The sequence below is a fragment of the Enterobacter sp. C6 genome, assembly GCF_008122455.1.
Taxonomy (GTDB): Bacteria; Pseudomonadota; Gammaproteobacteria; order Enterobacterales; family Enterobacteriaceae; genus Enterobacter; species Enterobacter pseudoroggenkampii.
In genome coordinates this window covers 1-11753 of sequence record NZ_QPFW01000146.1, presented here as the reverse complement: position 1 = coordinate 11753, position 11753 = coordinate 1, and the positions used below count along the sequence as shown (strand labels likewise).

Here is an 11753-nt window from a genome sequence, read left to right as displayed (position 1 = left end):
GCAGGCCACGCCCTCTCGGCGCATCCCTGCGCCTCGCCCCGGCCTTACGGAAACGCTTCGGCGATTTACAGCCGGACCAGGGCGTCGCTGTAAGTTATTAATTTTGCTGAAGCAACGTTCATCGCTTCAGGGAAAAAATTACTGGGGAACCCTCAGCCCTGTGGGAGAGGATTAGGGTGAAGGCATCAGCCCGCAGAGGCCCCTAAAGCCCCCGCACCATCAGCGCCTCATCCAGCTCCCGATACGCCTCTACCAGCTTATCCAGCGTCGCCCTGTTGAGCCCGCTCGGGTTCGGAAGCACCCATACCTGCGTCACGCCAATCATGATGCTCTGCTTACCCCACTTAGCCCCGCGCTGGCTAAACGCCTGCTCGTAGGCCTGCTTGCCGAGGATCGCCAGCGCGGCCGGCTGATAATCCTCTATCTTCTTGATCAGCTCCCGCCCGCCGCTGCGCAGCTCATGCAGGTTGACCTCACTCGCCTGCACCGTAGGCCGCTCGACCAGCATGGTGATCCCGCAGCGCGTGTCCAGCAGATGCTGCTCCTCTTCAGGCTTGAGCAACCTGTCGGTAAACCCGGCCTGGTAGATCACCTTCCAGAAGCGATTCCCCGGATGGGCGAAATGAAAACCGGTGTGCGCCGAGGACTTGCCCGGGTTGATTCCGCAGAACACCGCCCGCAGGCCCGGGGCCAGAATATCGTTGATCATCTTTACTCCCGCTCGATACATCGTCAGGGAAGTATAAAGGATTGATTATGCGTTGTTTATAAAAACAGCAGGCAGGTGTGAATGGCTGGATTGCTGCGGGGAGTTACTTTATAATTCACCGCCACGGCCCCTTAGCTCAGTGGTTAGAGCAGGCGACTCATAATCGCTTGGTCGCTGGTTCAAGTCCAGCAGGGGCCACCAAATTTTAGTTTTAGAATCATATGATTAAGCCACTCACCCACTGAGTGGTTTTTTTATTTCTGCACCCATTGTCCCCTTTTTGTCCCCTTACATTCTCCCTTACCAGGGAATGGCTCACGGCTCAGATACACAAAAAGTGATTTACATGGTCTTCATCAAGTGCAAAGAATGTAAAAAAAAGTCTCAACATCATTTAGAAACCTGCTTACACTGTCTAAAAAACAAGCAGAGTGTTGATGCTAGAGCTTCAGAAGAAAGGCTATAATCCTTACTTTTAGCCATTCAAGAAATTTGACCCCCTGAAGGAACGACTGTGGACGTACTTGAAAAAGGTAAACTACTTTTATTCGTACTTTTTATTATGCCAGGCTTCATCAGCATGAGAGTTTATCGGCTCTTCCATCCAGCCGCAGATAACGACACATCCAAAATGCTTATTGATGTAGTTTCATACAGTTGCATTAACTATTCCTTTTTGCTGATACCCATTTATTTCATTGAAACAAATAAGATTATCGATTCGCATCCATTTTGGTATTATATTTTTTATCTCTCAGTCCTAGTGATTATTCCTGTTCTTTTACCCATACTCCTGCTGAAGATTCGACAGAACAATCGAATCAGGCAGATACTCCCTCATCCCATGGGGCGTGCCTGGGACTATTTTTTCTCAACGAACCAATGTTGCTGGGTTTTAGTAACACTTAAAAATGGGAAAAAATATGGCGGTTTATATAGCTACAACTCTTTTGCATCAAGCAGGCCTGAACCAGAGCAACTCTACTTAGAAAAACATTGGGCTTTGGATAGCGATGGCGACTTCGATCATGAACTGACCGATACATTAGGCATTATAATATTGACTAATGAAATCGAAAGTGTTGAGTTTATTAAGTTGCAAGTACCTACAACCAGTAATAAAGAGACGAAAAATGTCTGAAGAAAAACCAGTCAACAAACCAGGGTTTGCCAATGACGGCTGGCAACCAGTGAACAAGGGTCACCAACCAACTAGTAGACCAAACCAGCAAAATAACGGGTATCAACCACCAAGCCAAACTCAACAGACACAACAGGTTTCTCCACCACCTAAAAAGCGTTGATTCAACTGCTAGTCATTAGTTAGTCAAATAATTTCAGTCAGCAATGAACCCGGTAATACTACACAGCCCGCAGACCAACTGGTTGAGCGGGCTTTTCAAGTTACCCTTTACTTGTGCGCAGTTAGATCTTCACTACACTCGGCTCATCGGGTCATTGACCCGACCGCAAGGGATTTTTAAATAAATATTTATCTATCGACTAAATTTCCCCTTGTCCCAGCCCTCGCCACGGGCCGTTAAGTCGATTGACGGCGCGGCCGCTATTCCTTCAGCATCATAAAAAAATGCGGACGTTGTAAAGCTGTACACGGTGCCATAAACAGTAAATGAGATATTGTTGCCTATGCCGTCAACTTTCGCGCGGGCGGTGTTCGCTGTAAGCGTGGGCGCGATATGTTGTTTTTCGAGAGCCACCAGCGGATCGCCGTCAATCTTGCTCGCTAAAAAATAACGATACACTTCCCCCGTGGTCATGTTCGAGCCGTCATACTCAGTAATGTATAACCAGGTCCGGGGCGTGAGTTGGCGAACTTCATAAAGCCGATCACTAACAGTTAGACGCTGTATATGCTGGAAATAACAGTACCCCGCAATCACGATAGCCATAGCGAATGTAGCCACCCAATGCAACGCCTTAAACGCCTTAATAGTGGTGCTGCTTAACATAGTCTATGCCTTGCTTTATCCAAAATTGGTCCATCGGATCATCACCAAACGGCGGGGCCCCCGTGAAATTCCCCCACTCTGGTCTTGATGTGCCGGCTTTCCACTGCGCCGCGCCGGCGGCAATAAGCAAAATCTTTGCAGGTATGCACGCTGCATAACCCACTGCGCCGTAATGAAAATTCCCGAAGTCAGCGTAAGCCCGTTTTTGTTGTTTGTAATCCCACACCCCGCCGTTTCTTACTCGCTCATAAAACCACGTATACGTAAGCGGGGTAGCCATATCCTGGACTCCGTGACGCGCCCGCGCGAGCCTAATGTGTTCGCGCAAAATTTCAAGCCCGCGGGGTGGGTAAATCGGTATACATGCCATCGTTATTCCCTTTTGCCTGGCAAAACCAGCAACATAAGAGCAACGGCGCTGCACGGTACTGTTTGAGATCAATCAATCATTTTTATTATTAATATCAATACTTAACGCGTTTTAATCACTCATACCGATAACACAATTTGTATCACCTGCGATCCGGTTTTAGCCGTTTAATGAGGGTTTACCCTCATAAAATGGAGTTTTAAAATGGCTATTCCAGCTTACATGTGGCTTAAAGACGATGGCGGCAACCTGATCAGGGGGTCTGTAGATGTTCAGGATCGTGAAAGTAGCGTAGAAATTCTCTCTTTTAGTCACGGCTTGCTTGTTCCAACCGATAGCAACACGGGCAAAATCACGGGTACACGCTTACATGCGCCGCTTATGATCGAGAAAGAATTTGATAGCTCCAGCCCGTATCTCTATAAAGCGGTAGCAACCGGCCAGACGCTTAAAAGCGTTGAAATTAAGTGGTACAGAATCAACGACGCGGGGCAAGAGGTCGAGTATTTCAACATGCTGCTTGAGAATGTGCGGGTAGTCAGCATTAACCCAGTTATGCATAACTGCAAAGAGCCAGGTTTACAGATGCATAATCATAATGAGGGCGTACAGCTGCGCTATGAGCGGATCACCTGGAAGTATTGCGATGGGAACGTCCAATATTCAGACGCGTGGAACGAGCGTGTAACAGCGTAAAAAAAAGGGGGCGGTTAATCCGCCCTATATTGTTTTTAGTGCCAATTCTTTCGCACCCTGGGTCTGCCAGCACGTAGCCTCCCTCGATGGCAATACCCCGCTCGATCACCCGGTGCCGGCTCTCCGCACTTCTTTTACGTTTGGGGTATTTTAATCATGCTTTATGCTGTTAAGCATTCTCTGGCAGTTATTGCGGCGTACCGCTGCCGCTGCGCGCGTTTTGTCGGTCTGGTCTGGCAAATACATCACCTCAAGCCAGCGCGTTGCTGCGCGCCTCCATAGCTCCAAATTTTCGAGTTTCTCGGCTACGCTCACTTTGCACCTGACCACCTGAATGAAGCGACATTGCTCAACCCACTAACACTTTTTTAAGGCGTTATTTTTATAAGACAAGCTATGGAATGGGATACATTATTAGTATTGACCTGTGTACTTCTTTGCGGATTGTGGATGATTTTTCATTCAGCAAAAGCTCTTAGAAGTGGGGTCTTCGTCGGCTGGTATAAAGGCACATATGAAAATTACTACATCTACCGATCCGAAACACCTATCTACTTCTACTGGTATAACACTGTGTTTTCGCTGTTCGGCTCCTTTATGATTGGTTTAGCCCTCTACCTCTTGAATGGCGATTATCATTTTTTATAGGCATCATTGGCAGCAAAATGGCAGCAGACCTATTCACTATGCTTTCATATTTGAAATTATTCGATGCAACAACCCATTTAAAATCTAACTTATTATTTTATAAGACTTTAAATTGGGACTCATAATCGCCAGGTTGCTGGTTCAAGTCCAGCAGGGGCCACCAAATTTTAGCTGTAGAATCATATGATTAAGCCACTCGATTGAGTGGCTTTTTTGAGCCGGTGACGCAGCCGCTAACCCTGGTTCAGCGAAGCCGTGCGGACACGTTCAGAGGCACCGGGGGTCGCAATCAGGCGCTCCACGGACTCCATCGTCACGAACGTACAGCTGCAGTCCACATTGGTGCACTGGTGATAGCGCTCTTTGGTATTTTCACTTAGATAGCGACTGGTACGCGCATGCGCTGAATGCTTGCACTTAGGACAATGAAACATGTACCCCTCCACTTTATTCACATTTTGTGAATTAATAATACCCAAAATAAAACCAATAGCAACTGTATTACTCACTATTAACAGTAAATTTTTCGTCAGTGGCATTCAGTTCAAGCTTAAGCTGCGTGGTAAATCCGCTATCGTTGAGGGTATGCACCACCTCGCCGATGATCCACGCCATCTCGTCAATGACGCGTTTAAAACCGTTTACTAATACCGGCGTTTCGGGGTACAGATCGGCTCGCCCCAGCGCCAGCTGGATAGAAAAATTCACGGTACCCCGCTGCAGCGCGCGCCACTTCGCCTCTGCGGCCCTGAGAGCCTGCTCTTCAGAGGCATACACCGTGGTGAGCTCAAATACGTTTTCCGCCGATCCTACCAGCCTCTCTTGCGGCTTCTGCTCATTGCCTTCAGCTCCCGCTACCGGTGCGGCGGCATCCGGGTGCTGCAGTGCTTCTGTCGGCTGCCCCCCTGACTGACGCAAAATACTCAATTGAGGATTTTGCTGTTTTGGGTCGCGCGTTTGCAGCCATTTGGCCGTCACGCCGGAATAGTTTTCACGGTCTGCGACGGAAAAAAGGTGCTTATCGCCGTCCCCACGCTCAATCATCATTAAGGGAATCGGCGTGCCGCTGGCCGTCACGGCGTGCCCCGCTTTCATAAAAATAACCTTGCCGGCTTTGATTGAAACAAAGGCACCATTACGTTCGGCCAGTCGGGTGAGAAATGCAGCGTCGGTCTCCTGAGACTGATCGATATGAGAAATGGCGATGGATGCAAGTCCCGCCGCAACGCTGGCAGTTAACTGGTTACGCTGAGCGATAGTATTGACTATCGCGCCGATCGTTGTGTCATGCCACGACTGTTCGCGCCGCACGTTTAGCTTTCCACGAAAATCAGCGCTGCATCCCCGAATGGTCAGCGTGTCCGGCGCGCCCCGAAATTCAATTGTATCGATCGTAAAGTTCCCTTTCGGCTGGAGCGGGGTTCCCTCCCATCCCAGCCATAAGGAGAGCCTTGCCCCCCGGGCCGGCAAGTCTAACAGCCCGTCGGAATCATCCAGTTGAATATCCAGCTGATCGGCTTCCAGTCCACGTTTGTCGATCATGCTCAGACTGATAAGACGATGGCTGAAATTTTGTGTGATATCGCGATCGTCAAGCTTAAGCATAAAATCAGGGGCGATTTTCCCACCCGCCCGGATATTCATTTCGGTGATCATCCCACCAGCCCTCCAATGCTATTACGTGCGCTCGTCACCAGCTCTTCGGCCTGGGTTCTCAGATCGCCAAACATCGTCATCAGCGATTCGTCCACGCGTTTCAGTTCCAGCGTAAAATTAATTTTTCGGGCGGTACCGTCACTGTAAAAATCCGAATGCGTGTGCGTGACTTTTTCAATGATAAACATGCCGTGAATGATGCCGGTTCCGTCTATCAACGGCCATGCCCGCCCCTCATTCGCCATCAGCTCAACCGCCTTGAGGGAAAGCCGCCCTCCCGTGAGCTCAGGGTAAAGCAGTCCGGAGAGGGTAAAAGATGTCTCGCCTTCGCCAAGGTACTGCCAGGCTTTAGGTTTCCCGATCCGATTGTTGGACGCCCAGCGATAATCCTTTGTAAACTGCATTGTCTGATAGGGTAAGGTTCGTCGTTCAAAGACAAACAGACCCAGCACCATTAACATTTTCTCTCTCCTCAACCTTACATAAAGCTGGCTTGCTGCCGTCTCGCTTTATCCTGTTCAATGCTATCTATTGTCTCCCGGATTTGACGCGTCAGATCCGTTCCTGAGGCCGTGCCCCCCTGCAGCGTGATGTGATATTCGCTTTTACTCTGATCGACGTAAGAGCGTCCTCCCGGCACGAGGGTTGGCTGATACCCCAGGCCGACGCCAGAGATCCCCGCCACCGGAATGGACGAACTGCCCGCAGAAGAGGATGTCGCGCCTGCTTTTTCCGCCGCGGCATCGAGATTACCCGACTCGTTTTTGATAAGACCGAGTTTCTCCAGCAGCCAGCTGGCCTTGCCGCTCAGGCTGTTAAAGAGATTAAGCGGTGCCATTAACGCATCACCCAGCGCCTGTCCAAAAATCACGCCAGCGTTTTTACAGCCATCCAGCGTTTCCTGCGTCGCCTTGATCGGCGTGATTAAGTCGGTGAACCATTGCCAGATACCGCCCAGCTTCTCCGAGATAGCGTCAAAAACCGTCATCACCGGTGAGAACAGCGCACCCAGCGGTGCGAAAGCCGTTGAAAGCCCTTCCATCACTCCGCCAAAGAAGGCGCTGATGGGCTCCCAGTATTTGAAAATCAGTAAGGCGCCGGCAGCAATCGCCGCGCCAAGGGCAATCACCGGCCAGCTAAGTGCGCCCAGCACCGTCATGATGGCGCCGCCCACCACGCTGAATACCGTTCCTAACATCCCGGCCGTGGTGATAACCATATTGACGCCCGTCAGAACCGGGCCGAGAACCGTGCCTACGCCACCCAGTACGCCAGCAAACGCCTGCGCGCCGACAACAACGCTGGCGAGGGTCTGCGTTAGCTCAGGGTTGGCATTCACCCAAAGGGAGGCCGTGCCAAGCCAGCCGGTTGCGGTTGTTATCAGGTTACGCAGAGCGCCATCCGCTTTATCAAATACATCAATCTTCAACCCGTTCCACGCGGCCTGGAATCGGTTGATATCGCCGTCAAGATTATCGGTCTGCACGGAAGCCACGAGCGCGGTACTCCCCTTCGCCCCCCGCAACTGCTGGCGTTTTTCATCAAGCGATCCATCACCCGCGGCGGAAGCCAGCGCCCCCGAGGCTTTTATGGCATCCGGAGTCTGAACATGGCGCAACATCGCGCTGAGCGCGTCCCCGGCGGCGGCGCCTTTCATCCCTTTTTCCGCCAGAACGCCCAGCAGCGCGGTGGTCTCTTCAAGCCCCATACCGGCGGCATCCGCAGCGGGCGCTGCAGAGGTGACGGCCGCCACCATCTCAGCGAGGCTGGTATTCGAAGAGGTAAAACCGCGGGTAAGCACATCTGCGATGCGTCCCGCATCCGCATCGGCCAGGCTATACGCGGCCTGCGTGCTGGCGATCATATCGGCCGCTTTAGCCGCGTCGACATTCCCCGCCAGGCTGAGGTTGACCGTTGGCGCGGTGGCCGCAAGCAGCCCATCGGCGTCATAGCCTGAACGAGTCAGTTCGGTTTGTGCCCGAAGGACCGTATCTGCAGGTACTCCGGTCCTGGCACTGACCTCCCGCGCCTGCTGGCGAATCGCCTCAAGCCGGGAATCCCCCTTCGCCAGACCAAGGTTTGCCTGAATGCCCGACATCTGCTTTTCAAAGCTGATGCCAGGCGCCATAAACCGGGACGTCTGGTCAAAGCCCGCTTTGGCCATGCCCACACCCGCATTCGCAAGCTGGCGCACCCGCGCGGTAACGCGTTTGCCTGACTCGTAGCGATTCTGAACGGTACTCAGCCGCTCCTGCTGCTGGTTGACGCGGGCCAGCGCATCCCGCTGTCGGTTAAGCTGCTGCGTTTTTTCGCTGATGTGAGTTCGTAAACGACGCTCATCAGACGAGAGCGTACGCGTGTTGACTCCCGCCTGGGCGAGTTCAGTGCGCTGGCGCTGTACCGAATAGCGTAAGCTGTTGTACTCAAGCTTAAGGTCGGCCGCCGATTTTCGGGCTGCGGACAGCGCATTAGCCTGTGCCTGGGTAGGGTTTTGCGTGTTTTTAAGCTGCACCGCCAGCGCCGCTGCCTGCTGTTTCGCCTGAGCAAGCGACTGCTCCGTCACGGAGAGCTGGGCGTTTGCTTTCCTGAAGCCGTTAATACGCCCCGCCTGCTCATCAAGCGCCCCCAACGCCGTCTGCGAATCGTGGATATCGCTTGCGAGAGTGACGCTGGCGTTCTGGAGAGCGTTAAGCGGTCGGGTTGCCCGGTCGACTGCCTTAAGCAGCTCCTGAAGACTGACATTATTACTCATGGTGGTTTCCGCTTCGCTGCAGCGCTTTTTCGCGCCATAAGAGGAGTTCGGTCACGCTAAGGGAGTACAGTTCTGACGGCGGCCAGTGAAAGATCACCGCGATATCCGCCATCAGATCGTCGACCGACAGATTTTCGGGAAATTTCAGCGAGCCGAAGCCGGTGACAAAAAACCGATCACCTTACCTGCAAAAGAGAGCAGATCGCAGGCATCCAGGCGCGCAACCTCATGCTCGGTCAGGGCCGGAGAGGTCATTCGCGGCAGCACCTTAATCAGCGCATCGACGTCAGATTGCGCCAGCGACGCCAGCGATACCCCGCGCAGGGTTCCCGCATTGGGTTTAGAAACCGTCACCTGTTCAATTTTCTGCTCACCGCGCTGAACGGGGCTATCAAGCGTGACGATATGTGGGTTTTCACTTTCGTGCATGGCGGTCTCGTTGATATTTTCCATTTCGTTACTCTTCAGAAAGTTAACTCACCGGCCGGTAATCCCGGCCGGTTAAAGGGTTACAGGCCGATGGCCTTACGGTGTTCTGCCAGACGATCGACGCCGTCGACTTTCAGCACCATGTTGATGATGTCGATCTCGATGATCTCTTTGCCATCAATGGTCAGCTGGTAGTACGTGCACTCGGTGGACATCTTGGTGGTGCCGCTCTCGCCCTGCTTGTTTTCACCGCCATCGAACTCTTTATGACGGCCGCGCATGACGATTTCGACGGCAGAGATTTCGCCGGTATCATCGCGCTGATAAGAGCCGGTAAAGCGCAGCGGCACGCTGTCCGCGCCCGGAGAGGCATACTGCGCCCACAGCGCGGCGTCCGGCAGACCGCCAACGGTCCACTCCAGCGCCAGGGCATCATCGTCCAGACCGAGGTCGACAGAGACCGAGCCCGGCATACCGCCGCCGCGATACTTCTCCAGCTTGCGGGTAAGCTTAGGTAAGGTGACAGACTCAACAACGCCCATATAGCTCAGGCCATCGTTGAACATATTCAGGTATTTAAGTTTGCGTGGTAACGCCATGCTGCAGCTCCTTAGCTATTAACCGAATCTGACAGGTCTGCCAGATAGGTATCGGTGATGCGCTGGCGCAGGGTCAGATTTTCCAGCGGCGGGACAGGGGTGTAGTCGTAATCGATATACAGTTTCCCCGCTTTCAGGGTTGATGCATCGTTAGACTCAGGGTCATACCAGCAGGAGCCGTCGACGATATAGCCGTTGGTTTTCAGCTCGCGGAACTTGGCATTAATACCGGAAACGATGTCGCGGATAAGCGTTGGCGTGATGGGTTTATCCATCGCCCACGCGTGCGCTTCCGCCATGGTATCGGCCAGCACCTGCGCGGTACGGGTGTAGTTTTCAAAGACGAATAACGGGTCGTCAGAGCAGGTACGGTTACCCCAGAATTTGAAGCCGTCGTTGCGAATCAGCGTGGTGACGCCCGCCTGGTTAAGCAGGTTCGCATCGGTAGCCTGTTCCTGCAGATCCCAGGAGACAGAGGCGCTTACGCCCGTAACGCCGTTGACGCCAACGTTTGACAGGGTTTTATGCCAACCGATGGTCTGGTCGATTTTGGCGCGCAGGCCAAGCGCGCGGGCGGTCGCCCAGGCCGTCGTCGTTGCGTTCGTGGTGGTATCCCATGCCAGAAAATCAGGATGAATAACCATCAGCTCGCGCTGGCTGAAGTTTTTGCGGTAGTTGATCGCCTCAGGAATGGTTTTACATCCCCATGCGCTGACATAGCCGAATGCGCGCAGGCTCTGGCACATCGCGGCCAGTGCGGTCGCCACTTCCTGAGAATCGAGCCCCGGGACGCCGAGAATACGTGGCTTAACGCCGGTCACTGTTTTCGCGGTCAGAAGCGCCTTCAGGCCGGTATATTTACCGTTTTCATCGGTGGTACCGATGATGTTGGAAACGGTCTGTTTGCGCGCCTCTTCCGGGGTTTCTGCGGTGCCTTCAGCCACGCGAACAACAACGACAACCGGTTTACACTGGTCAGCGATCGCCTGCAGAGAAGCGGACAGCGTCCCCGCCTTGCCTGCTTTCGCAATCGCATTTTGCACGTTGGTAATGAGCACGGGCTCGTTTAAAGGAAATGTCTTGTCGTCAGCATCGCTGGCCGTACAAACCATACCGATGATTGCCGTCGAGACGGTGGAAATGGTGCGGGTGCCATCGTTGATTTCGATAACTTCCACGCCGTGGTGAAAATCACTCATCCGTTTAACTCCTTGGTTGGTTGGTGAGTGATATTGTCGCGGTTGGAGTTGTTATGGGCTAACTGTCACCGTCCAGCGGTGACTGGCACAACGATTGTCCGATTACCGTGGCGGGGAATTTTTTATAAAGCGTTGAAACACCCACATCAAAAATTAACGCAACGCGCTGCCGGGATTCTCCGGCAACAATCAGTCTTCCAGCCTGAGCCCATTCCTCCTGCGTCAATTTAGGGCGTCTGCCACCAATTCGCCCCTGTTCCCGCGCTGCGGCCAGCCCGGCGCACGTCCTCTCGACAATGAGCTCACGCTCCATTTCAGCAAGCGCCCCCATGATATGGAAGAAGAAACGCCCCATTGGCGTTGAGGTATCAATGCTGTCAGTCAAACTGCGGAAATTAATGTTTCGCTGGCGTAGTTCCTCGGTCATTGAAACAAGGTGGCGCATACTGCGCCCGAGCCGATCGAGTTTCCATACAACGAGAGTATCGCCCGCATTCAGTTGTCTGAGGGCACGATTGAGTCCCGGTCTGTTTGTCGATTTACCGCTGATTTTATCTTCAAAAATGAGCTCACATCCTGAACGCTGCAGCGCGTCACGCTGTAAGGCGGTGTTTTGTTCATTTGTTGACACGCGTATGTATCCAATAAGCATGGTATTTCCCTTCGTCAAAATCGGAAATCATGCCATTTAATGGATAAACACGCATTTTCGAAAACCTTGGTTT

General features: G+C 52.6%; 16 protein-coding genes and 1 tRNA gene. 4 read left to right on the top strand and 13 right to left on the bottom strand.

All coding sequences use genetic code 11. The annotated features are described in order from the left end of the window. Positions 1-202 precede the first annotated feature (202 nt). A complete protein-coding gene (mug, locus tag DOU50_RS03270) occupies positions 203-709 on the bottom strand; it encodes a G/U mismatch-specific DNA glycosylase (protein ID WP_148768803.1) in 507 nt (168 codons plus the stop codon). 125 nt (positions 710-834) lie between these two features. On the opposite strand from mug, the gene DOU50_RS03265 reads away from it, so the two are divergent. Both DOU50_RS03265 and DOU50_RS03260 read left to right on the top strand, forming a co-directional pair. Further along, a tRNA-Ile gene (locus tag DOU50_RS03265) sits at positions 835-910 on the top strand. Positions 911-1223: 313 nt separating this feature from the next. Beyond that, a complete protein-coding gene (locus tag DOU50_RS03260) occupies positions 1224-1850 on the top strand; it encodes a DUF6338 family protein (RefSeq protein WP_024906456.1) in 627 nt (208 codons plus the stop codon). Between the two features lie 355 nt (positions 1851-2205). Here the strand turns inward: DOU50_RS03260 and DOU50_RS03255 are convergent, their stop codons facing one another. Next, positions 2206-2679 carry a hypothetical protein gene (locus DOU50_RS03255; RefSeq protein ID WP_148768802.1) on the bottom strand — a complete coding sequence of 158 codons (474 nt, stop codon included), beginning with the start codon at positions 2677-2679 and terminating at the stop codon, positions 2206-2208. Continuing rightward, positions 2657-2959, bottom strand: a complete 303-nt coding sequence (locus DOU50_RS03250; RefSeq protein ID WP_228117504.1) for a polymorphic toxin type 44 domain-containing protein — start codon at positions 2957-2959, stop codon at positions 2657-2659. Before DOU50_RS03250 ends, DOU50_RS03255 begins: the two co-directional genes overlap by 23 nt. Before the next feature lie 294 nt (positions 2960-3253). On the opposite strand from DOU50_RS03250, the gene DOU50_RS03245 reads away from it, so the two are divergent. Next, a complete protein-coding gene (locus tag DOU50_RS03245; RefSeq protein WP_024906453.1) occupies positions 3254-3745 on the top strand; it encodes an Hcp family type VI secretion system effector in 492 nt (163 codons plus the stop codon). 150 nt (positions 3746-3895) lie between these two features. Here the strand turns inward: DOU50_RS03245 and DOU50_RS03240 are convergent, their stop codons facing one another. Beyond that, positions 3896-4060 (bottom strand): PerC family transcriptional regulator, encoded by a 165-nt coding sequence (locus DOU50_RS03240; protein ID WP_148768801.1) that lies wholly within the window; start codon positions 4058-4060, stop codon positions 3896-3898. Between the two features lie 81 nt (positions 4061-4141). Here DOU50_RS03240 and DOU50_RS24000 point away from each other — a divergent pair, with 81 nt between their 5' ends. Beyond that, a complete protein-coding gene (locus DOU50_RS24000) occupies positions 4142-4393 on the top strand; it encodes a DUF2542 family protein (RefSeq protein ID WP_148768800.1) in 252 nt (83 codons plus the stop codon). Between the two features lie 233 nt (positions 4394-4626). On the opposite strand, the gene DOU50_RS03230 is transcribed toward DOU50_RS24000, so the two are convergent. From DOU50_RS03230 to DOU50_RS03190, 9 genes are all read right to left on the bottom strand, one after another. Further along, the gene (locus DOU50_RS03230; protein WP_148768799.1) at positions 4627-4827 is read right to left on the bottom strand and encodes an ogr/Delta-like zinc finger family protein; all 201 of its coding nucleotides are present in this window, start codon (positions 4825-4827) and stop codon (positions 4627-4629) included. A gap of 67 nt (positions 4828-4894) precedes the next feature. Beyond that, positions 4895-6049 carry a phage late control D family protein gene (locus DOU50_RS03225; RefSeq protein ID WP_148768798.1) on the bottom strand — a complete coding sequence of 385 codons (1155 nt, stop codon included), beginning with the start codon at positions 6047-6049 and terminating at the stop codon, positions 4895-4897. Further along, a complete protein-coding gene (locus DOU50_RS03220; protein WP_024906449.1) occupies positions 6046-6510 on the bottom strand; it encodes a phage tail protein in 465 nt (154 codons plus the stop codon). Before DOU50_RS03220 ends, DOU50_RS03225 begins: the two co-directional genes overlap by 4 nt. 17 nt (positions 6511-6527) lie before the next feature. Then, the gene (locus DOU50_RS03215; RefSeq protein ID WP_148768797.1) at positions 6528-8801 is read right to left on the bottom strand and encodes a phage tail tape measure protein; all 2274 of its coding nucleotides are present in this window, start codon (positions 8799-8801) and stop codon (positions 6528-6530) included. After that, positions 8794-8913, bottom strand: a complete 120-nt coding sequence (locus tag DOU50_RS03210) for a GpE family phage tail protein (protein WP_023616176.1) — start codon at positions 8911-8913, stop codon at positions 8794-8796. The genes DOU50_RS03215 and DOU50_RS03210 overlap by 8 nt, the downstream gene beginning before the upstream one ends. Positions 8914-8945: 32 nt before the next feature. Further along, entirely contained in the window at positions 8946-9254 is a 309-nt protein-coding gene (locus tag DOU50_RS03205; RefSeq protein ID WP_024906448.1) for a phage tail assembly protein, read from the bottom strand. 56 nt (positions 9255-9310) lie between these two features. Then, entirely contained in the window at positions 9311-9829 is a 519-nt protein-coding gene (locus DOU50_RS03200) for a phage major tail tube protein (RefSeq protein WP_148768796.1), read from the bottom strand. A gap of 11 nt (positions 9830-9840) precedes the next feature. After that, positions 9841-11028 (bottom strand): phage tail sheath protein, encoded by a 1188-nt coding sequence (locus DOU50_RS03195; protein WP_148768795.1) that lies wholly within the window; start codon positions 11026-11028, stop codon positions 9841-9843. A 58-nt stretch (positions 11029-11086) separates the two neighbouring features. After that, entirely contained in the window at positions 11087-11680 is a 594-nt protein-coding gene (locus DOU50_RS03190; RefSeq protein WP_148768794.1) for a recombinase family protein, read from the bottom strand. Positions 11681-11753: the final 73 nt, after the last annotated feature.